The organism is Pseudomonas sp. RIT411 (genome assembly GCF_003057735.2).
Classification (GTDB): domain Bacteria; phylum Pseudomonadota; class Gammaproteobacteria; order Pseudomonadales; family Pseudomonadaceae; genus Chryseomonas; species Chryseomonas oryzihabitans.
Window position 1 is genome coordinate 34538 of the sequence record NZ_QBIZ02000013.1, and the last position, 19436, is coordinate 53973.

Annotated in this window: 22 protein-coding genes; 14 read left to right on the plus strand and 8 right to left on the minus strand. The window is 63.5% G+C overall.

What is annotated here, in order from left to right:
- Nucleotides 1-4 precede the first annotated feature (4 nt).
- Nucleotides 5-1498: an ATP-binding protein gene (locus DBY63_RS17235; protein WP_108576186.1), complete on the minus strand. Its 1494-nt coding sequence runs from the start codon at nucleotides 1496-1498 to the stop codon at nucleotides 5-7.
- Between the two features lie 855 nt (nucleotides 1499-2353).
- On the opposite strand from DBY63_RS17235, the gene DBY63_RS24890 reads away from it, so the two are divergent.
- Nucleotides 2354-2521, plus strand: coding sequence for a hypothetical protein (locus DBY63_RS24890; protein ID WP_158541734.1), 168 nt, complete (start codon nucleotides 2354-2356; stop codon nucleotides 2519-2521).
- Between the two features lie 2 nt (nucleotides 2522-2523).
- Complete coding sequence (locus DBY63_RS17240) at nucleotides 2524-2736, plus strand: DUF3892 domain-containing protein (RefSeq protein ID WP_074585446.1); 213 nt, start codon at nucleotides 2524-2526, stop codon at nucleotides 2734-2736.
- Nucleotides 2737-2830: 94 nt separating this feature from the next.
- On the opposite strand, the gene DBY63_RS17245 is transcribed toward DBY63_RS17240, so the two are convergent.
- Nucleotides 2831-3484: a hypothetical protein gene (locus tag DBY63_RS17245; RefSeq protein WP_108576185.1), complete on the minus strand. Its 654-nt coding sequence runs from the start codon at nucleotides 3482-3484 to the stop codon at nucleotides 2831-2833.
- A gap of 163 nt (nucleotides 3485-3647) precedes the next feature.
- Between DBY63_RS17245 and DBY63_RS17250 the strand changes: the two genes are divergently transcribed.
- The 8 genes from DBY63_RS17250 to DBY63_RS17285 all read left to right on the plus strand — a co-directional run bounded on the left by DBY63_RS17250 (nucleotide 3648) and on the right by DBY63_RS17285 (nucleotide 11966).
- Nucleotides 3648-5084 carry a tandem-95 repeat protein gene (locus DBY63_RS17250; protein ID WP_158541735.1) on the plus strand — a complete coding sequence of 479 codons (1437 nt, stop codon included), beginning with the start codon at nucleotides 3648-3650 and terminating at the stop codon, nucleotides 5082-5084.
- Between the two features lie 22 nt (nucleotides 5085-5106).
- The gene (locus tag DBY63_RS17255; RefSeq protein ID WP_108576183.1) at nucleotides 5107-6576 is read left to right on the plus strand and encodes an Ig-like domain-containing protein; all 1470 of its coding nucleotides are present in this window, start codon (nucleotides 5107-5109) and stop codon (nucleotides 6574-6576) included.
- A 68-nt stretch (nucleotides 6577-6644) separates the two neighbouring features.
- Nucleotides 6645-6956: a hypothetical protein gene (locus DBY63_RS17260; protein ID WP_108576182.1), complete on the plus strand. Its 312-nt coding sequence runs from the start codon at nucleotides 6645-6647 to the stop codon at nucleotides 6954-6956.
- A 41-nt stretch (nucleotides 6957-6997) separates the two neighbouring features.
- Complete coding sequence (locus DBY63_RS17265) at nucleotides 6998-8173, plus strand: Ig-like domain-containing protein (RefSeq protein ID WP_108582472.1); 1176 nt, start codon at nucleotides 6998-7000, stop codon at nucleotides 8171-8173.
- 181 nt (nucleotides 8174-8354) lie between these two features.
- Nucleotides 8355-10565: a DNA cytosine methyltransferase gene (locus DBY63_RS17270; protein WP_108576180.1), complete on the plus strand. Its 2211-nt coding sequence runs from the start codon at nucleotides 8355-8357 to the stop codon at nucleotides 10563-10565.
- A gap of 173 nt (nucleotides 10566-10738) precedes the next feature.
- Nucleotides 10739-10993 carry a hypothetical protein gene (locus tag DBY63_RS17275; RefSeq protein ID WP_093256772.1) on the plus strand — a complete coding sequence of 85 codons (255 nt, stop codon included), beginning with the start codon at nucleotides 10739-10741 and terminating at the stop codon, nucleotides 10991-10993.
- Nucleotides 10983-11240 (plus strand): hypothetical protein, encoded by a 258-nt coding sequence (locus DBY63_RS17280; protein ID WP_256563108.1) that lies wholly within the window; start codon nucleotides 10983-10985, stop codon nucleotides 11238-11240. Before DBY63_RS17275 ends, DBY63_RS17280 begins: the two co-directional genes overlap by 11 nt.
- Before the next feature lie 162 nt (nucleotides 11241-11402).
- Complete coding sequence (locus tag DBY63_RS17285; RefSeq protein WP_007162819.1) at nucleotides 11403-11966, plus strand: hypothetical protein; 564 nt, start codon at nucleotides 11403-11405, stop codon at nucleotides 11964-11966.
- 128 nt (nucleotides 11967-12094) lie between these two features.
- On the opposite strand, the gene DBY63_RS17290 is transcribed toward DBY63_RS17285, so the two are convergent.
- From DBY63_RS17290 to DBY63_RS17300, 3 genes are all read right to left on the minus strand, one after another.
- Entirely contained in the window at nucleotides 12095-12736 is a 642-nt protein-coding gene (locus DBY63_RS17290) for a DUF6012 family protein (RefSeq protein WP_108576179.1), read from the minus strand.
- Between the two features lie 26 nt (nucleotides 12737-12762).
- The gene (locus tag DBY63_RS17295; protein WP_108576178.1) at nucleotides 12763-13080 is read right to left on the minus strand and encodes a hypothetical protein; all 318 of its coding nucleotides are present in this window, start codon (nucleotides 13078-13080) and stop codon (nucleotides 12763-12765) included.
- A 435-nt stretch (nucleotides 13081-13515) separates the two neighbouring features.
- Complete coding sequence (locus DBY63_RS17300; protein ID WP_108576177.1) at nucleotides 13516-14109, minus strand: hypothetical protein; 594 nt, start codon at nucleotides 14107-14109, stop codon at nucleotides 13516-13518.
- Between the two features lie 181 nt (nucleotides 14110-14290).
- Between DBY63_RS17300 and sppA the strand changes: the two genes are divergently transcribed.
- From sppA to DBY63_RS17320, 4 genes are all read left to right on the plus strand, one after another.
- On the plus strand, nucleotides 14291-15235 hold the full coding sequence (gene sppA / locus DBY63_RS17305) for a signal peptide peptidase SppA (protein WP_108576176.1): 945 nt from the start codon (nucleotides 14291-14293) through the stop codon (nucleotides 15233-15235).
- A 5-nt stretch (nucleotides 15236-15240) separates the two neighbouring features.
- Nucleotides 15241-15828, plus strand: coding sequence for an HNH endonuclease (locus tag DBY63_RS17310; RefSeq protein ID WP_108576175.1), 588 nt, complete (start codon nucleotides 15241-15243; stop codon nucleotides 15826-15828).
- Between the two features lie 245 nt (nucleotides 15829-16073).
- Complete coding sequence (locus DBY63_RS25020) at nucleotides 16074-16235, plus strand: hypothetical protein (RefSeq protein WP_177411470.1); 162 nt, start codon at nucleotides 16074-16076, stop codon at nucleotides 16233-16235.
- 330 nt (nucleotides 16236-16565) lie between these two features.
- Nucleotides 16566-17759: an ATP-binding protein gene (locus tag DBY63_RS17320; RefSeq protein ID WP_026083557.1), complete on the plus strand. Its 1194-nt coding sequence runs from the start codon at nucleotides 16566-16568 to the stop codon at nucleotides 17757-17759.
- A 45-nt stretch (nucleotides 17760-17804) separates the two neighbouring features.
- On the opposite strand, the gene DBY63_RS17325 is transcribed toward DBY63_RS17320, so the two are convergent.
- From DBY63_RS17325 to DBY63_RS17330, 3 genes are all read right to left on the minus strand, one after another.
- A complete protein-coding gene (locus DBY63_RS17325; protein WP_177411471.1) occupies nucleotides 17805-18113 on the minus strand; it encodes a hypothetical protein in 309 nt (102 codons plus the stop codon).
- 39 nt (nucleotides 18114-18152) lie between these two features.
- Complete coding sequence (locus DBY63_RS24895) at nucleotides 18153-18332, minus strand: hypothetical protein (RefSeq protein WP_158541736.1); 180 nt, start codon at nucleotides 18330-18332, stop codon at nucleotides 18153-18155.
- A 108-nt stretch (nucleotides 18333-18440) separates the two neighbouring features.
- On the minus strand, nucleotides 18441-19424 hold the full coding sequence (locus tag DBY63_RS17330) for a hypothetical protein (RefSeq protein ID WP_177411472.1): 984 nt from the start codon (nucleotides 19422-19424) through the stop codon (nucleotides 18441-18443).
- Nucleotides 19425-19436 lie beyond the last annotated feature (12 nt).

Genomic DNA, 19436 nt, shown 5'->3' on the forward strand with positions numbered 1-19436 from the left:
CCTCTTAGCCCAGTTCCAGTGCGCGTCCGCCGTACGGCTCGACGATCGGGTCGAGTGTGTTGGCGCGGGTGAATCCGTCCTCGCCCAGGCGGCGAATGGCGTCGATGTCGGCCTTGCGGGTCTCGCTCGAAGGGCTGATGTCCTCCAACGCCTGCAGCAGCAGGGCCTGGCCTACCGAAGCGTCGCTCTCAGCCGCGAGATAACGCGCATCGGTGACGGCTTGCTCGATCTCGGCGCCGGTGTACCCGTCGCTCGCACGCACCAGAGCGGCAAGATCAAGATCCTTTGCCTCGCACTGGGCGATCCGCAGATGGATGTTCAGGATTGCCTCGCGCTCGTCCGCGCTCGGCAGGTCAATGAAAAAGCAGCGATCCCATCGGCCGGCACGCATCAGCTCCGGCGGCAGCGCCGCGACCCGGTTTGCCGAGGCAACGATGAAGACCTGCTCACGGCGCTCCTGCAGCCAGTACAGGAAGCTGCCGAGCAGCCGGCGAGAGATCTCGTTGTCCGCCTCACCACTGGCGAAGGCCTTGTCGATCTCGTCGATCAGCACAGTGACGGGTGCAATCTGCTCGATCGTCTGCAGGGCCTGACGGAACCGCTGCTCGGTCTCACCCTGGTACTTGGAGTAGAAGCGGTTCATGTCGAGGCGAACGAGCGTGGTACCGAAGACGCCGGCGGCGGCCTTGGCCATGAGGGTCTTGCCGCCGCCCGGTACGCCGGCCAGCAGCACGCCTTTGAGCGGCAGGTTCTTCTCCCAACCCACCTTGCGGCCACGCAGGAAGCGCTTGAGCGGCTCCAGGCCACCGACGGTATCGATCTCTACCGGCTCCAGGACATCCAGACCAACCTCGCGCAGGATGTGGTGCTTCTCACGGCGAATCTCCGACAGGTACTCCTTCCCGTTGCGGCGGCTGTTGGCCGCCAGGATGAAGACGTTGCGCATCTGGGTGTGGCTCAGCCCCATCGCGTGGTTCGCGACCACGCCGCGTTCCTCTTCCGTGAAGATCGACGCTTCCGTGTCGCTCCCCGTGGCGCGGCCGCCATTGAGCGACCGCTGCACGTCTTGCTCCGCGGTCTTGATGACGGCGATGACTTCAGACCTGGTCATGGGCGGCAGGTCGATGTGGTAGACGAACTCCTCCGATAGCCCCTCCCGCCCGGCGATGACGTAGCTGACGCCGTATTTTTCTAGGGCACCGAGACTGCCTTTGAGGGCAGGCAGATTTTCACTGGAGCTGCGCTGCCGGTCCTGAAAATACGGATCGAAGATCACCACGCCCCGCTTAACTTCCGGTCCTTCCGCGATCTGTTTGATCTGGTTTGGGTCGGGTACCAGCTTGAACGGCATCTCGTGGTAATGCCGGCCCAGGTCGGCGGCGACTTTCTTGACCGCGGCACGCGCGCGGGCGACTTCGAACGTCTTAAGGGCCACGACGGGAAAGGCGCAGCGAAAAGCGGCGGTAATGCGTTCGAGGACGTCGTTCTCTTGAGACACAGTCCAGGCTCCAATACACAGTAGGAATGGAGCGAGCGTGCCAGCTAGGGATCGACGAACGAGCGTAATTTGCGCCCGTAATAGGGGTGAACCGTCCTTATGCGGAGGAAACGGCTGCAGAGTTAGCGCAAAGCGGGGCAGAGCGTCGCAGCGGCTATCGAACGTTTTCTTATGGTGGAGAAAGTGGTCATAGCGAACCGGTATATCTGGCGACCTTTTTATTTCGGCTCGCTCGGAAAGCTGTACGATATTTGACCACTTCGCTCTGGTCCCAGCCTCCACGCGCACTTGCCGGGCACGACCCCCAGGATACCCCCCAGTCCCGAACAGCTTATCCACGACTTATCCACAGCCGGAAACGCGACAAACGCGACATCTAGTGGCCCTTGCAACCCCGCACCACCATATATAGCAGTTCGTCGGCATGGCCTGGGACGGCGAAACACCCCTCTGTCAAGACTGTCTTCGGGCTGTAGGTGGCCTTATGCTGTGGTCATACATCCAGGGGCTACTACGAGGCACACAGAGATCCCCACCATTGCTGGTGTAACGACACCAGAGCACCAACCGTAGGATGTGACGAAAAAGGGCCAGCTCATACGAGGTGGCTCGGCAGGGATGCGAGATATGAGGTTGGCCAAAAGCCATCCTGGGGGAAAAGGAACGGGTGGACAGTGATTACTTTCCACGGCAACACAGCCACCCGTAGCTCCGAAATGCACTCGCTGTGACACGGGTAAGCTGCACCTCAGAAGGCCGTATTTAACGCCCGACGCGATCGCCACGTCAAAGGGTTTTGATGACGGTTGAGGCAATGCTCACCCTCAATTTTTCACCACTTGAGGGTCCATCTTCATGACCAACGTTCCACGCCGCCGCCGCCGGATTCGGCGCATTCATCGCACTAAAACCGTCTACGTCCACGACTATCGGCGCTTCCGCTTTGGGCGCTGGGAGGACGTCCGCCACCACTACCGCAGCCTGCCGCAGCCGCAGCTTGTCTTCGACTTCGGGGAGGACTGAGCATGGCCAAGCACATTCGCGGCAACGGTGACGGCAAGAACGGCGAGAACCAGTCCTACACCATTCCGGGCCGGGGCAATGTCCCGCGGCCCCAACTGGTGCGGGAGGTCGAAGCGGGCAAGCACCCGGATTTCGGGATCGTGACCCGTAACGGAACGCCTTATGTTCGGGCGAACCCTGACGGGCGGAAAGGCAACAACGTCGACCAGGACTAGGTTCACTCAGGCCACGGATGGCCTACTACCTCCTCCGCGTATGGGCACCTGGCCTGCGCATGATCGGTGCAAGCCAAGGTCAAGAGCCCACTATTCACACTGGCGCGGCCTGGGCGATTCCAGGCAAGCCACCCAATGCGGTCTGCGTGAGCGCAGGCGCTGCCTCCGACGCTTCTCCTGCGAGCCGCGGCGTGATCCGATCGCTAACGTCACGCGCTAGCGTGCTGATGACCGACCAATCGGCCTGCAGCCAGTATCCGACGACGGAGCTGGCCATCGTGCGATCCAGCGGCGAAAGCCTGCCTTTCAACAGCAGCTCCATGTCGACCTTGAGCGCGTCAATGTGGAAGCCGGCCTTCTCCGAGGTGATCCAGAAGCCTGGATCCTGGATGCGAAACATCAGATCGAGGGTGAGCCGCGCCAGCTCAAGCAGAGGCTCTTGCGTGGCAGCAGCGTGGCTGCGGAAGCCCGCAATGTGAAGTTGCCGTGAGCGCCGAATGCGGTCCGCCCAGGCCTGCTGCTTGGCGGAGCCACCCCATAGGTCAGGGAGTGCCGAAACGGAGGCATCCGTCGCCGCTGGCGCACACGCCCAGGCCGATCGCAGTTGCTTGGAGCAGTCGCTGCACAGGGAGTAGCGCGCGTAGCGCTCTTCGTCCTGGCGCGCCTTGTTGGATTGGTAGTGGAAGGACGCGTTGTCGGTGTGGCCGCACACGCGGCGGGTGGCGGCGGAGAAGTGGGTGGTGGTCATGGCTTGCTCCTTGAGAAAGCTCAATCATCCCCTCACTCCTGAAAACGCAAGCGCAGACCTCGGCCCCACTCTATCCACGCCCTGGACTGGCTCAAATCGACTCCGAAAACCGCTTTCGGCGGCACCACAATGGCTCATCCACACCGCCAATCGAGCCATCAGAATGTCCAGCCACCAACAGACGCGTATGTTCGCGGGCTATCGCTACCTATTGGCCATCATCCTTTGCGCCCTTACATGGTCGGGAAGCGCGATCGCAGAGACGTGCAAGCTGGATGACCAAACGTGGTTTCTGTACGAAAACAGCAACGATGGCAACGACATCGTTTACCGATACCTCTGGATCGAGGGGCAAGAGTTATGGAGTGTCGATCAGATCGAGATCGATAGAGGCATGTATTTCACTGCCGCCAACGGAAAGCGGTATCGAATTGGTCCGGAGGTGGACCGAAACACCTTGCGCCAGCCGGTCTGTGGGGAATTCGGGCCTAACTATCAGAGCACGCAGTCAGAAACACAACAGGCGAACTGCCCAGCGACTCATCCCAGCGGTTCCATCACTCAGCAGCGCACATACGAGGTTTGGTCCGACGGCAGTCGGCGCAACTATTCCGGCTGGAACGAGATCGGCCGTAATTGCCAGGCGGTCTATAACTCGACGCAAACGGAGTCCCGCAATCAGGACTGCCCGGCGACTCATCCCCAGGGCACCATTCCGCAGCAGCAAACCTATGAGGTGTGGTCGGACGGCAGCCGCCGCAATGATTCCGGCTGGAGAACGACCGGCAACACCTGCACCGCGATCTACTCGTCCAAGGGATCAGAGAGCCGTCAGCTGAGCTGCCCGGCCGCGACGCCGAGTGGCACTTGGACCCAGAGCCGCAGCTATGACCTCTATACCGATGGCAGCCATCGTAACGAGTCTGCCTGGGGCGACACCTCCACCTGCTACAACCGGACGCCAGTTGCCGGCAACCTGGCGATCGCCAGCGACGAGGACACGCCGGCCAGCGGCACCCTGCCGGTGACCGACGACCATTCGACCTTCACCTACCAGATCGTCAACGCAGCGCCTGCAGCATCGGGTACCGCTCGCTTCGCCGGTAACACCGTCGTCTTTACGCCCGCGGCTGACTGGAATGGTGCGACGTCGATGACCTACCGCGCCCAGGACCCCAGCGGCGCCTGGTCGAACGTGGCCACCGTGTCGATCACGATCCGGCCGGTGAATGATGCCCCGGTCGCCGACGCCAAGGCCCTGAGCCTCGATGAGGACACCCAGGCCAGCGTACTGCTGTCCGCAACGGACATCGACTCCCCTGCCCCCACTGTCTTCCAGCTCGTCGCCGTGCCGCCGGCCGCGGTCGGCCAGGTCACCCTCGCCGGGCCCACCGCCACCTTCAAGCCAGCCAAAGATTGGAACGGCGCCACCCAGTTCACCTACCGCGCCCAGGATACCGCTGGCGCCTGGTCGCCGCCGGCGGCGGTCGCGGTCAACGTGCGGCCGGTGAACGACGCGCCTGCGCTGACCGATGTTTCTCTCGAGATCAGGACGAAGGAATCCCTGCCGGTGACCACACGGGCAGTAATCATCCGCTGACCGCTCCATAGGGGGAGTGACCATGATCCGTCGTTTGCTGATCGCACTGTCTGCTGGCGGCGCACTCATGTCGCCCAACTACGGCATGGCCTATCCCAACCCGCCGACGCAGGGCTATCACCCGGAGCTGATGTCAGGCGCCGATTGCTCCTACGGCTACTTCACTACCCGCTCCGCCGCGAACGGCTACACCGCGGTGCTTGGCCCGCAGGACGCATCGTGGCTGGTCTGGGATGACTGGCCAGGGTCGAAGTGGGGAGGCGATGGGTCCGCGATCATAGAGCGGGAAGGTAGGCGCTACTTCGTCGGACCATACTCTTTCTCGCAGCCAGACAGCGGAGGTACCGCGTACACCTGGTCGATCTGCCAGGCCGCAAACGTGTACTACGTTCGGACGGAGTCCGAGAGCCAGCAGGCTAACTGTCCCGTCAACCAGCCTGCAGGGTCGGTGACGCAAAGCAGAACGTATCAGCTGTGGTCCGACGGCAGCCGTCGCAATTACTCCGGCTGGAGCGAGACGAGCCGCACCTGCCAGGCCGTCTACAACTCGACCCAGACCGAGTACCGAAACCTGAGCTGCCCCGCTACGCAGCCCCAGGGCACTATCAACCAGCGGCGGACCTATGAGGTCTGGTCCGACGGCAGCCAGCGCAATGACTCCGGCTGGACTACCACTAGCAACACCTGCACCGCGGTCTATGCCTCGAGCGCATCCGAGACGCGCCAGCTCGCCTGCCCGGCCGCGACGCCGACGGGACCCTGGACCCAACGCCGCACCTACGACGTCTACAGCGACGGCAGCCGGCGCAATGAGTCCGCCTGGACCGATACCGCCACCTGCTACAACCGGACGCCGGTCGCCGGCAAACTGGCGATCACTAGCGACGAGGACACGCCGGCCAGCGGCGCCCTACCGGTTACCGATGACCACTCGACCTTCACCTACCAGATCGTCAGCGCAGCGCCTGCAGCCGCGGGCACCGCGCGCTTCGCCGGCAATACCGTCGTCTTCACACCGACAGCCGATTGGAATGGCACGACGTCCATGACCTACCGCGCCCAGGACCCCAGCGGCGCCTGGTCGAACGTGGCCACCGTGTCGATCACCATCCGGCCGGTGAATGACGCCCCGATCGCCGAGGCCAAGACCCTGAGCCTCGATGAGGACACCCAGGCCAGCGTGCTGCTGTCCGCAACGGACATCGATTCCCCTGCCCCCACTGTCTTTCAGCTCGTCGCCGTGCCGCCGGCCGCGGTCGGCCAGGTCACCCTCGCCGGGGCCACCGCCACCTTCAAGCCGGCCAAGGACTGGAACGGTGCCACCCAGTTCACCTACCGCGCCCAGGACACCGCCGGCGCCTGGTCGGCGCCGGCGGCGGTGTCCGTCACCGTGCGGCCGGTAAACGACACACCTGCGCTGACCGATGTTTCGCTCGAGATAAGGACGAAGGAATCGGTGCCGGTCACCACGCGTGCCCGGGTCATGCAGTGAGGACACGCCGGCCTTGCATTCTGGAGATAGGACATAGCCTCGACTGACCCAGTCATGTGAGGCGCCCCATGGAAGTACTACGCAGCTCTTTCACTGCCGGCGGCGAGCGGGTCTACCTGCTCTTCCAGCCAACCACCAGGCGATTTCGCCTGGCCACACGTTGGTGCTACGTCGCGAGCTTCCTGCAGCTGCAGGACGCGACGGATGCCTTCGAGGCCTTGGAGCTTTCGGATCGGCCGGCGGCTCAGCTTGGACGGCTATTGGTCCGAGCGTTGCGCAAAACACCTCGATCGATACCGGGCTCCCGCCGTCATGCGATGTGGAGGATCAACCGCATCCTCGACTGCATCGACGCCCGCGCGTCTGGAACGGCCCGTTGAATCCCTTTCCACGGCGTGAACTCACGCCCCAGGGCTATCCCATGTCCCGTTTACTTGTCCCACTCCCCTATGCCGAGGTGGCTATGCCTTCGCGCTCAACCGCACCTGCACCGATCACGATCGTCGCTGCGGCCCTACTCCTCCTGCTCAGCCTCTTCAGCGCGCTGTCCCGTGCGGACGAGGTCGGCACGACCTTCAGCCAGAACTCCTTCATCTGCGACTCGAACTCCCCCGGGTATTGGAGAGGCGGGCTCGACGCTGGCTGGAAGAACCACATCATTTCCGTCTATCGGCAGTACGGGACCAACGTGGGACGCTGCCCTGATCAAGGCGGGTGGGACTATTGGCAAGGAGACATCCCGAAGTACAACGATACCTATGCCAGCTTCAGCAAGCGGTGGAATGAAGCGGCCGACGCGGATGTCAGGTCCAAAGGTGGGCCCGCTGGCTACCAGGCAACCTTCGATAAAGAGTGCCTAGACTCTGCCCGGCAGATTTACGGAAGCTATGTCGTTACTGCGCGCTATGTTCACTACACCGGCAACATGTGTGAGATCACCCGCGTCATCCCGAACTCGCCGCCGACGGCCCTGAACTCAACCGCTACCCTGAACGAAGACACCGTAGGTCAATTCAGCCTGCAAGCGGTGGACACCGACGGCAGTATCAGCCGATACACCATTCTCCAGCAGCCGAGCGTCGGCACCATCACCCAAAGCACTTCGACCATCACCTATTGGCCGCCGGCCGACTGGTCTGGCACCACAACGCTGACATTCCAGGTTACCGACAACCGCGGTGCCACGTCGGGTACCGGTACGGTCACCATCGTCGTCATGCCGGTGAATGATCCGCCCGTTGTCCAGCCGGTTTCCCTGACCACGGACGAGGACACGCCGGTTGAGACGACGCTGTCAGGTACCGACATCGACTCGGCGCCGCCCTCCTACTTCGAGCTGGTCTCTCCGCCACTAAAGACTGTGGGCGTTGCAACCATCCAGGGCGCCAGCCTGCGCTTCGAGCCGGCCAAGGACTGGAATGGCACAGCCAGCTTCACCTACCGAGCACGCGACCCCGAGGGCGCCTATTCGGCTGCTGCAAGGGTGACGGTGCTGGTGCGGCCGATCAACGACGCCCCGACCGCAACGACACCGCTGCAGATCAAGACGATGGAGTCCAGGCCTGCGACGGTCCGCGCCCGGGTGACTACGCCTTGACTGTGGGGGAGCGAAAGGTTCTTTCCCTAGCCCGCATCTTCTGAGGGCCTACCAGCCTTACGCAGCCAGTGGCCACGTCGCCGGCCAGCTGGTGCAGGCTCGCGAATTTGCGTTTTCAGAGACGCCTGGAGGATGGGCTCAGTGAGGCGGCTGGCGCCTCGACGCACTGAGGCCCCTCCCCATGACCGCATTTCCCCGCAAGCAACCCCCTGTCGACTTCAAGACTCAGTACAGCCTGAGCTTCACCGCTCAGGAAGATGAGATCGTTGTCGACTTCTTCTGTGGCGGCGGCGGCGCCGGTACCGGGCTCGAGATGGGTCTGGGCCGTCCGGTCGCTGTGGCCAAGAACCACTCTGCAAAAGCCATCAGCATGCACACCGCCAACCACCCGGCGGCGCGGCATTTCACGACTGACGTCTTCGAGGGCGACCCCGACACCGAGTGCGGCGGCCGCCGGGTGGGCTGGTTTCACATGTCACCCGATTGCACCCACCATAGCCAGGCGGCCGGCGGCCAGCCGCGGCAGCACGAAATCCGCAACCTTTCCTGGATTGGGCTGAAATGGGCTGGCAAGAAGCAGCCGCGGGTTATCAGCCTCGAGAACGTTAAGCAGATCCTGCAGTGGGGCCCGCTGATCGCCAAGCGTGACCCTGCAACCGGCCGGGTCGTGACCCTGGACCGTATTCCGCACCCGACGAAGCCGAAGAAGTTCGTGAACCGGGTGGCCGAGATCGGTGAGCAGGTTCCGGTCCACAACCAGTTCCTGGTGCCTGACCCCAAGCGCAAGGGGCAAACCTGGCGTCGGTTCGTGCAGCTGCTGCAGGGCATGGGTTACGAGGTCGAATGGGAGGTCGGCCGGGCCTCCAGCTATGGCGCGCCGACCAGCCGCGAGCGCTTGTTCATGATCGCACGCTGCGACGGTCAGCCGATCGTCTGGCCAGCGCAGACCCACGCCAAGAAGCCGGCCAAGGGACAGAAGCCCCTGCGCGTCGCCGCGGAGTGCATCGACTGGTCGGTCCCGTGCCCATCGATCTTCAAGCGCAAGAAGCCGCTGGCTGCTGCCACGCTTCGTCGCGTCGCCAAGGGCCTGCGCAAGTTCGTCCTGGAGTCCGCCGACCCCTTCATTGTGCCGATCGCCAACTGGTCCCGAGAGGCAGCCATCTCGGTAGATGAGCCACTGCACACCATCACGGCCTGGCCACGTGGCGGATCCTTCGCGGTGGCCAGTCCGATCATCGCGCCGGCTACCCACCAGGGCGCAGATCGGGTGCACGACCCGCGTGAGCCACTGCCGACCGTAACGTGCGCCAACCGCGGCGAGCAGATGCTGGTGAGCCCCACGCTGATCGGGCTGGGAGGCCCAGCCTATGCAGGGAAGCCTGCTGACGCCGGAGCCCCGCTGGGGAGCATCCTGACCGAGAACCACCGCGCGGTGGTGGCGCCGACCCTCGTATCGGTGGGCTACGGCGAGCGCCAGGGGCAGGAACCGCGCGTACCGGGCCTGGACAAGCCGCTGGGCACGGTGATGGCCGGTGGGGGCAAGCACGCGGTCGCGGCCGCGCACCTGGTGAAATTCCGCTTCGACTCCGCCGGCGCCGCTGCCGATGAGCCGATGCCCACCATCACCAGTGGCGGTGACTGCCAGCGCCCCGCCGGCGCAGCACATGCGATGGGCGTCTGCACGGCCTTCCTGGAACAGGCGAACGGCGGTTTCAACACCACGCCTGCACACAGCGTCGAACGGCCGATGACCACCATTACCAATACGGGCAGCCAACAGCGTCTGGCGGTAGCCACCCTCGCTCATCTGCGCGGCAATTGCGATGCCCGCTCAGTCGCGGAACCGCTGCACACCATCAGTGCCTCCGGCCAGCACCACGGCGCGGTCACCGCCTTCCTGTCCCGGCAGTTCGGAGGCTCCGTTGGCCAACGCATCGACGAGCCGGCGCCGACCATCACCGCCGGCGGCGGCGGCAAGACCTCGGTAGTCGAGCTGCAGCTCTCGCCCGAAGTCGAAGCCGGTGCCCTGCGCGTCGCCGCCTTCCTGATGAGCTACTACGGTGCGGACAACACGAGCCGGCCGGATGAACCCTCCCCTACTGTCACCACGAAGGACCGCCTGGCGCTCGTCACGGTAACGATCCAAGGCACCCCCTACGTCGTGGTCGACATTGGCCTGCGCATGCTGCAGCCGCGCGAGTTGTACCGCGCCCAGGGCTTCCCGGACTCCTACCAAATCGAATTTGGCCACGACGGCAAGCCGTTCACCAAATCCGAGCAGGTCCACATGTGCGGCAACAGCGTCTCCCCGCCGCACATGGCGGCGATTGCCCGGGCCAACGACCCCTGGCGCGCCGCAGTGGCCACTCCGCGGCGAACAGCTGTGGCGTAGCGTCAAGTCACCGATTCGGCCGGTGGCGGCGCCGCCTGGCCGATCGGTGCAACACCCTTTGCTCAGGAGAAGAACGACGTGAACGACTCATTTCAAGGCGCAACGGTGGAGGCGGCGCAGCGCCGTCACCGCTTAGTGATGAACACAGCCCAGAGCCCCCGGGCGGACCAGTCATGAGCGGCGCAACGATCTACGTGTCGGCCGAGGACCTGGATGCCTTGCAGGAAGCCGACGGTATTCTGTACGCGCTTTTCGAAGCCGCCGACGCTGAGGCGACCAGTCTAAAACTCGCGCGCGATGGCCTTCGCCGCGTGATCGGAAAAACGCAGAAGGCCGCACGTGCCGCCGGCGGCCGTCGTCTCGTTCAGACCGCACTACGCTACGCGGAAACCCTTGAAGGAGAAAATCGTGCCCCAGATGGACTATGAACCGTTTGCAGGAATCATCCAGCGGGCGCTCCAAGCACGCGGTACCGCGGAGGGGGATCTCGCCCGGGATCCGAGATATCTCGCGCCCGGCTATGTCGTGCGAATGTGCGCAGCGCTGGCCCGGGCCGCCACCGAGCGAAGCGGGCGTGATGTGCCGCTGGACGACGTCATCCGCCTGGAGCGCACCTGTACCGGTGCTGACTACCACCACAAGCTGGCACTGCGCTGCGCCCAGCTCGCCGGTTGAGGGTCGGCTGCGGTCCACGATCCCGCGGCGTGTAGAACTGCGCGCGCGGAGGAGCGCCCCTCGCTATTGAGGCCCCGCCGCAGGCGGGTATTGGCGCTAGCGCGTCGACGGAGATGGGTTACGTTGGCCACTACCTGGTCCTTCGCCTCACGGGAGTAGCGAATGAGCGCAAGCTGGATCCTCACCCAGTCTGGAAAGCAATTTGACCTGCTGGCGCCTGAAGCCGACATGGTAGTGATGGATGACATCGCCCATGCACTGGCGAACATCTGCCGATTCGCGGGTTACACCCAGACCCACTACAGCGTTGGCCAGCACAGCGTATTGGCCAGCCACCTGGTACCGCCGGCGGACGCGCTTCACGCGCTGCTGCATGATGCCGCCGAGGCCTACGTCGGCGACATGGTGAGTCCACTCAAGGACCTGCTGCCAGGCTTCAAGGCAATCGAGGCGCGGATCTGGATGGCCATCGCAGCGCGCTTCGAGATCGCTGCGCAGATGCCGGCCAGCATCAAGGAGGCAGACCTGGTGCTGATGGCAACCGAGCGCCGCGACCTGCTACCCCCAGGCCCCCCGTGGCCGTCACTCGAGGGGATCCAGCCGCTTCCCAACCAGATAGTGCCCTGGGCGCCGGCCTTCACGCGGCTGGCATTCAAAAGACGCTTCAGGCAGCTGGTGCGGTCCAGTGGCAATTTCGCGCGGTTGCGCCAGGCGGCCGAGGCCTAGGCCACCTATGCACGGTGGCACGCTATAGGCGGTTTCGCCGTGTAAGAATCTTACAAAGGCGTAGCGGCAGCAGAGATCCGGCCAGGCGGTATCCAGGGAGCGAAAGAATCTTTCGCCGGCTCTCTGGCCTAGTCCTCACCACCAGCAAGGGGATAGGGATCGATCCCTTGGCCAGCGGTACCGAGCGGACAGGCCACGACGTCCTCGAGGCGTGGCGCCCGGTCTCCCAGGGACTCGTTCAGCCGCTTGAACCAATCACCCCGGTCCAGCAGCGGGACCTGGAACGACTCCTCGCGCTCGAGCAGCAGCCCGTTGCTTCCTACTCGCTGGTTGACGATCTTGTCGCGGGGCACTAGGCACGTCGCCTCCAGCCGCGGCTGGACAAAGGTCGGGATCGAATCCTGGTGCTCAATCGGCCGCCGCGGCCAGGTCGCCATCTTGTCTGAGACGACCTGGTAGGCGTCCGGCTCGCCCAGCAGCTCATAGTGCACGCGATGCACGATCAGCTGCTCCGCCGCTACCGCCCAGCGATACACCACGGTGAATGGCTGGGCTGGCCGGAGCGTATCGATCAGCAGACCTACCCGCGCCAGGCGGCCACGCTTGCTGCAGCCGATCGCCATGCGCTTGTTCGGCATCGGCCGGCGCGTGGCCAGGTCTACCCGGTCACGCAGAACTAGGCCTACTGAGTCGATCCTCAGATCGATCAGTTGGACGTGCGGCCCCGAAACTGAGCAGGTCAGGAACCGTGGTACCAGGTGGATGAGCATGAGCGGCTGCCTCTCGTGTCGGGACGCTACCCGGGCGGTAGCTGGGAGCTCGCTCGTTTGAACAGCGGATCGGCGCCCTCGAAGACATCATCCGGCGCTTCTGGCCACTCGCGGCGGATGGCGTCGAAGTCGCCTTCGTTCCAGCACCGCAGGAAGGTCATGCCCTCGTCGGTCTCCAGCGCGAAGGCGATCGCCGCCGTGGATGCGTCAGGCGCCTGGTCGACCTTCTTCAACGCGTCGTCAATCGCGGCGGCATAGCCTTCACGGTAAGCGTCATCTGGATGGGCCTTGGTGGGGCCAGCCGTGGGGATTAGTCCACCGATCATGTTGTACAGGTCGAGCATGGGGCCGTCCTCGATAGAAGTGGTCCGTCCCAGATCAACGCGCTTTCCCACTTGGCAGCAAAGGCGTCGACCCGGGCGGTCGGCCTAGTGTGCAGCTGCCGCCCTCAGCGCAAGCGGCGATTCACGCCCTTCTTGGTAGGGGATTCAGGGGTTGCCCGGGATGCTGCATCGAGCTCGGCTTGGAGTTCGCTTGGCGTGCCGGTGAGCTCTGCCATGAGCTGCCGGGCCAACGCGTGCGCATCGTGATCCGCCGCCGGCGCCGACCGAGCGCGCGCTGGCCCATCGATTGTCGGGCCCAATGCCCGTGCACGAGGTTGAGTCATGTTCACCCTCCGAAACGTGGGCCGCTGACTGTCATTCCGGTAGCACGCGACGTCAAGAGGACATCTAGCCAGCCGCCAGCACCGGGCGCCATCGACTGGCGCCGGGGGCGTATCAGGCCGGCGGCGTGTGCCGGCGCGAACGTTCCGCAGCCAGGAAGCCCTGCACGAGAACCGAGCCCCAGGTGTAGAGGGTCTGTCCAAACACCCCGTAGTAGCAGGCGAGTAGCCAGGGGCCCGGTGTAGGCGCGTCGAGCATACGTGCCAACCCGAAGGGGGCGCCGGCCAGGGATGCAATCAGCGCGAGGAAAAGGAGGTAGTCGCCCATCTGGCTGCCATGGCTCACCGGCGGAGCCACTGGTTCCGGGGCTTTAAAGGGAGTGGTGTCCCAGGTCTCGACCAGGCCCAGCGCGCTGCGGACGGCCGCCGGCGCCAGGGACACTTTCGGATCGACATCCAACCGCAGCACCTGGATGCCGCGCATCTCGTCCCAACTCAATCCGTACCCTTCTGCAGCAAGCTGCTCCAAGGCGCTGATCAGCGCGGTATGGGTCGCCTTGCCATGCCACAGCCCATCGCGGTGGTCGATCCAGATGCTCCTGGCACCTTGCGCCTGAGCGCAAGCCAGGCGGGCCTTGATGGCGTTGAGATAAATGGCCGGATCGACTGGCAGGGTGCGACCGCCCCTGTGCTCGAGCGCGTATTTCATGGCTGGAATCCCGACTGGAAGAAGGGTTCAGTATCAGCGCGCCACCCCTCTCTGGGCTGGTGATTCAAGCCGTTCCTGGGCGGGAACTGGGCCAGTACACGCCCTTTCAAGGGGCAAACTCGTGACTTTTTCGGCGCAGGTCTCGCGACACTGGCGGTCTGATACCCGCCACGAGGTTCCAATGTCCGAACACGACAACACGCTGCTTCCCGAACTCATCCGCGACCTCATCAAAGACCGGCGCGCTTCCCGCCGGCTGAAGCTGCTCAAGTATTCCTTCTGGGGTACCGGCCTGCTGCTGGTTGCAGGTGCGGTACTGGTCGAGCACCTGCAACTCGACGAGGCGGATGAAGCCAAGCAGATCACGGCCGTCATCCAGGTGCGGGGCGAGATCGCCGACGGCGCCGAGGCCAACGCCGCCGCGCTGAAGAAGGCCATCGGGCGCGCGTTCGATGACGAGCGCGCCAAGGCCGTGGTCCTCAAGATCAACTCGCCCGGCGGCAGCCCGGTACAGGCCGGCCAGGTGTTCGACGAGATCAAGCGCCAGCGCGGCCTGCATCCGAAGGTGCCGGTCTACGCCGTCATCGAGGACCTGGGCGCGTCAGGTGCCTACTACATCGCCGCGGCCGCCGACGAGATCGTGGCCGATAAAGCCTCGCTGGTCGGCTCCATCGGCGTGACGGCGGCGTCGTTCGGCTTCGTCGACCTGATGAACCGCGTCGGGGTGGAACGCCGGGCCTACACCTCCGGCGCGCACAAGGCGTTCCTGGATCCGTTCCAGCCGAAGAATCCCGAGGAGACCGTCTTCTGGAACGACGTGCTCAAGCAGACACACCAGCAGTTCATCCAGTCGGTGAAGACCGGCCGCGGCGATCGCCTGAAGGATGCCGATCATCCGGAGCTGTTCTCCGGCCTGATCTGGACCGGCGAGCAGGCCAAGCAGCTGGGCCTGATCGATAAGCTGGGGGATGTCGACTATGTCGCCCGGGACCTGGTGGGCGCCACCAGCCAGGTCGACTTCACCGTCAAGGACAATGCCTTTGATCGTTTCGCGAAGCGCCTGGGCGCCTCTGCTGCGCAGCAGGTGTCGATGGCGCTGGGCTTCAGTGGCGTATCGCTCCGATGAGTCACATGGTGAAGATGACACCAAGACTGCTTCAGGCCTCTATCGCACCAGCGCTAGCCCCAACAAATGAAGTACGTCTGGTTCAGGTATTCGATCCGATGGGCACCCAATACCCCAGCACCTCTTGGCAGCGTGCTGAAGAGCTGGTGCTCAGCAATCGAGCCGAATGGATGCCAGGTAGGGGCAAAGGCGAGCTTTCCGCACTCCAATTGACCTACGTACCGTTCATGATCGTTGCGCAGGTCGATCCTAACCAGGACCAGCTGGGAGAAACGAAGTCGGCGAGGGCCCGTCGACATAACGTAGCCACACTGCGTAAACGCGATGGGGATCTGTGCTTCTACTGCCTGAACGAGATGACGCGCGAGGAAATGACGCGCGAGCATTTGCTCGCTTCACATACGGGCGGATCTGACCGCAATGAAAATCTTGTGCTCGCTCACGCGCGGTGCAACGAGGCGGTCGGGCATCTCAGCATTGCGGAGAAAGTCCGCGTACGAGAACGCAACCTCGCCCGCATTCTGCTCACTGCCGGCCCTGACTTTACCCATCGCCTTCTGCAGCAGCTGAAGATCATGCCGGTGGAGAACTGACGGGTACCCGGACGCGACAATCGAAGACGGCGTGATCGTCGACGGCGTGGAGAATCTGAATGGGCAATTCGAAATGCTTGCCTTGGCTAATGACCTAATCGCCCCCCCCCATACAGATGCGCTACACCGCATTACAAGGCATGGCATGAGATCAGCAGCCCCAGGTAAATATCCTCTGGAAGGGGGCCTCTTAGGCGGTCAAGTTTCAAAGCGTGGCCGAATAACCCAAACAGGTAGCAAGCATAATGACGCTCGATGAAGCGATGGATGAGGAAAGAATGGTGACCCGTGAAGACGCGGAACGTGAATGCCGGAAGCACACGCTCGAACCGTCTGAAATGTTCGCAGAGCTGGGCGACCACCCCGAGTACAAAGCCTGCGATGTGCTTATCTGGCTCGGTTACTGAATCCAGGCAAAACGACTCATGGGCCGTGAACCTGCTGCATCGGCTCGTGAGCTTGATGCTAAAGGCGAGCCCGAGGACCTTGCCGCGCTACGTGTCGGTTAGTGGGCGGCGCTCCCTGGCTGCTCGCGTACTCGCGGCCGGCGACGGGAGATGGTACAGACGATCCTGGGCCACCAGCACCTCAACCACTCAAAGCCTTATTTGACGGTAGATCTGGCGACGATTCGCCGGGCATTCGAGTTGGCTGTTCGAAGTCACTCACCTTGCAGCTTGTAGCGAATTTATGTAGATTTATCTAAATCCGATAAACCTCCAAAGGTTTGTATAGCTATGGACCCTATCAGTAATCCTTATTCTCCGGGGGCCGGCACGCCGCCACCCGAGTTGGCTGGCCGAGGTGAACTTCGTGAGCGCGTGAGGATTGGCATTGCAAGATTGCGCCGAGGAAACCCGGCCAAAAGCGTTTTGATGGTCGGGTTGCGCGGCGTGGGCAAGACCGTGTTGCTCGACCAAATGCGTACAGATGCCGAGGCCGCAGGGGTTCATACGATCCGTATCGAGGCACCTGAAGGTCGCTCCCTGCCAGCGCTGCTAGCCCCCCAATTACGCCTCGCATTACTTCGGTTAAGCCGGGTTGAGGCAGCGAAAGACATGGCTCAGCGTGGCCTGCGCGCCTTGGCAGGCTTCGCCAAGGCCTTGAAGGTGACCTACAACGACATTGAGGTAGGGCTGGACTTCGACCCTGAGCCAGGCCTTGCCGACAACGGTGATCTCGAAAGCGATTTGGCTGCCTTGCTTGAGCAAGCAGGCTCAGCCGCTCGGCAAGGCGATACCGCGCTGGTCATCTTTATCGACGAACTTCAGTACGTGGGTGAAGGTGAGCTTGCCGCATTAATCTCTGCTCTCCATCGGTGCGCTCAGAGCCGGCTGCCAGTGACTGTGGTAGGTGCTGGCCTGCCTCAACTGCGCGGGCGAGCTGGTAACGCAAAGTCCTATGCAGAGCGGCTTTTCGACTACCCGGAAATTGGCCCGCTGAGCCAGGCTGAAGCGGCAATAGCTATCGTAAAGCCGGCTGATGACGAGGGTGTCAAGTTCGAAGCCGAGGCTGTGGGGCTTGTTGTGGATCAGACCAGGGGCTATCCCTATTTCCTTCAGGAGTGGGGTAAGCATGCGTGGGATGTGGCAGAGCAGAGCCCCATCACGAAGATGGACGTAGAGCGCGCCACTGGCGAGGCCGTAGCCGCTCTTGATGAGAGCTTCTTCCGGGTTCGTTTTGATCGGCTCACACCAGCTGAGAAAAAGTACCTCCGCGCCATGGCTGAGCTTGGTGCAGGGCCGCATAGGTCAGGGGATATTGCAGAAAAGCTCGGGCGACGTGTGACAGCCCTTGGGCCGACCCGCAATAGCCTGATTGCCAAAGGCATGATCTGGAGCCCTAACCATGGTGATACTGCGTTCACCGTGCCGCTCTTTGACGAGTTCATGAAGCGGATTATGCCGGGGGATGAGTGGGATGCCACGTGACACGAACCGCCTGGGCGGGCGTCCAGCAAGAGGCTGGCTGACGGGCTAGGCACTGGGCCCTTTGGGTGAATCCGGCGAGCGATGGAACAGGAGTGCAAAAGGCCCAACGAGGCAGACGCCCGACAGCAAGATCCAGAAGGTGATGAACGTCGCTTCGCCTCGTTCATAGCGCGGCGCCTCACTGCCCAGGGCGCCCTGACCACACCACAGCAAAAGGGCTCCAAACGCAAGCCCTAGCGCCCACAGTGCCGGAGCGTAGTCCTGCCGGATATCTAGGTTGATGAGGAGCTTCCACAGCCACGAACCGGCGCTGCAGACGCTGGTTATCACACAGAGCCACATCAGGGCGTACATGACGTCGGCACCGAAGGCAGGGACTATTTCCATTCTCCCCTAGCTCCCGAGCTCAGCCGTCAGCTCGTAGGAAACGAGCCAATCGCTACCCGCCTCACCGGCCTCGCCCACAATGCCGCTATCCAGCTGCTCACGCAGGCGGGCTGCAAGCTCGTCGACCGAGTCGCACCCCATGTCCTCGAGCTCGTCCGTCGTTACCTCAATGCGTACCTTCATCATTGGTCTCCTATAGGCCAGATGACCGTCATCCTCGCATAGCTCAGTACTGCCGTGGGCCAGGTTCACGCCGGCCAGGGGTGTGAACCTGCAGTTAGCTCGTCTCCGGCGCTAGCCGGCACGCTCGCAGGGCGCAGCCGTGCCGGATTGGAACGCGATGAGCGAGGCGCGCGCCTGGCGGCACGCCTCAAGGTACCCAGGAAAGGAACACGGAACATCGGCCAGCGCATCGGCAAGCGCCTGGCAAAAGTTTGCGAGCGCGAAGGGCTCGTCTATCCCCTCTCCCCCGCCGACCAGGTAGTTTGGCGCGACTTCGACGACCAGCCCGGGATTTGAATCTGCCTCGCGCTGCAGTGTGAAGCGGCCGACCGAAAGCTCGCGGATCAGCCGCCCCAGCGGTATCCGCGCAAAGCTGCGAGCGTCATCGAAGATTCCGGCGAGCTCGCGGATCCGGGCGAAAAGCGCGCGCCAGCGTCCCTCCTCCTCTGCTCGCGCTCGCGCAGCCCTCTCCAGGTACCACCGTTCGTACTCAACCACCGGTAGCCCTCGGTACAACACATCCTCGAGCTTCTTTTGCTCAGGCCTATCGATCCAGCGGTCTCGGGTCTGCGACACGTAGGCAATCAGCAGGTGCGCGCACCCATGCTGCCGCAGGCGCTCAACCTGGTGTTCAAGTGAGGCGGCCGGATCCCACATCCACGCCGGCGCAAAGCACTCGATCTGTGCCGCGAGCGCAGCGGTCGCAGCGTGCACGTCAGCCAGTACCTGGAACCAGAGCTCTGCCGGGATGGCGCCGGCCTGGTGATCGAGCGGGAGCCGAGACAGGCGGTGAGGCAGGGCCAGGGCCTGATCCACGAACCCGGGCAGCCGCCGAACGCCGAAGGTGTGGCGTTCCGCGGGGCGGTGGTGCCGCCCCCGTGCTTCGGCTTCTAGCGCGCGCTGCAGGATGTCCGGCAGCCACGGCAGCGCTGCGGCCATTCGCCAGCGTTCGGCAAACTGGCAAGCGCTGAACGTCCCATTCTTGCCGTTGGGCACCACGAACCAACCACACTGGACAGCTTCGGCTATGAGCTGGACGAGCTGCTGCGGGCTCATCACCGGCGCCGT

Coding starts and splice junctions, on each gene's coding strand:
- sppA (WP_108576176.1), top strand. CDS start 14,291: ATGTCCGAACACGACAACACGCTGCTTCCCGAACTCATCCGCGACCTC.
- DBY63_RS17290 (WP_108576179.1), bottom strand. CDS start 12,736: ATGCTCATCCACCTGGTACCACGGTTCCTGACCTGCTCAGTTTCGGGG.
- DBY63_RS17325 (WP_177411471.1), bottom strand. CDS start 18,113: ATGTACGCCCTGATGTGGCTCTGTGTGATAACCAGCGTCTGCAGCGCC.
- DBY63_RS24895 (WP_158541736.1), bottom strand. CDS start 18,332: ATGATGAAGGTACGCATTGAGGTAACGACGGACGAGCTCGAGGACATG.
- DBY63_RS17255 (WP_108576183.1), top strand. CDS start 5,107: ATGATCCGTCGTTTGCTGATCGCACTGTCTGCTGGCGGCGCACTCATG.
- DBY63_RS17275 (WP_093256772.1), top strand. CDS start 10,739: ATGAGCGGCGCAACGATCTACGTGTCGGCCGAGGACCTGGATGCCTTG.
- DBY63_RS17240 (WP_074585446.1), top strand. CDS start 2,524: ATGGCCAAGCACATTCGCGGCAACGGTGACGGCAAGAACGGCGAGAAC.
- DBY63_RS17245 (WP_108576185.1), bottom strand. CDS start 3,484: ATGACCACCACCCACTTCTCCGCCGCCACCCGCCGCGTGTGCGGCCAC.
- DBY63_RS17320 (WP_026083557.1), top strand. CDS start 16,566: ATGGACCCTATCAGTAATCCTTATTCTCCGGGGGCCGGCACGCCGCCA.
- DBY63_RS17280 (WP_256563108.1), top strand. CDS start 10,983: ATGGACTATGAACCGTTTGCAGGAATCATCCAGCGGGCGCTCCAAGCA.
- DBY63_RS17285 (WP_007162819.1), top strand. CDS start 11,403: ATGAGCGCAAGCTGGATCCTCACCCAGTCTGGAAAGCAATTTGACCTG.
- DBY63_RS17270 (WP_108576180.1), top strand. CDS start 8,355: ATGACCGCATTTCCCCGCAAGCAACCCCCTGTCGACTTCAAGACTCAG.
- DBY63_RS17265 (WP_108582472.1), top strand. CDS start 6,998: ATGTCCCGTTTACTTGTCCCACTCCCCTATGCCGAGGTGGCTATGCCT.
- DBY63_RS17300 (WP_108576177.1), bottom strand. CDS start 14,109: ATGAAATACGCGCTCGAGCACAGGGGCGGTCGCACCCTGCCAGTCGAT.
- DBY63_RS17260 (WP_108576182.1), top strand. CDS start 6,645: ATGGAAGTACTACGCAGCTCTTTCACTGCCGGCGGCGAGCGGGTCTAC.
- DBY63_RS17330 (WP_177411472.1), bottom strand. CDS start 19,424: ATGAGCCCGCAGCAGCTCGTCCAGCTCATAGCCGAAGCTGTCCAGTGT.
- DBY63_RS17295 (WP_108576178.1), bottom strand. CDS start 13,080: ATGCTCGACCTGTACAACATGATCGGTGGACTAATCCCCACGGCTGGC.
- DBY63_RS24890 (WP_158541734.1), top strand. CDS start 2,354: ATGACCAACGTTCCACGCCGCCGCCGCCGGATTCGGCGCATTCATCGC.
- DBY63_RS25020 (WP_177411470.1), top strand. CDS start 16,074: ATGACGCTCGATGAAGCGATGGATGAGGAAAGAATGGTGACCCGTGAA.
- DBY63_RS17250 (WP_158541735.1), top strand. CDS start 3,648: ATGTCCAGCCACCAACAGACGCGTATGTTCGCGGGCTATCGCTACCTA.
- DBY63_RS17310 (WP_108576175.1), top strand. CDS start 15,241: ATGGTGAAGATGACACCAAGACTGCTTCAGGCCTCTATCGCACCAGCG.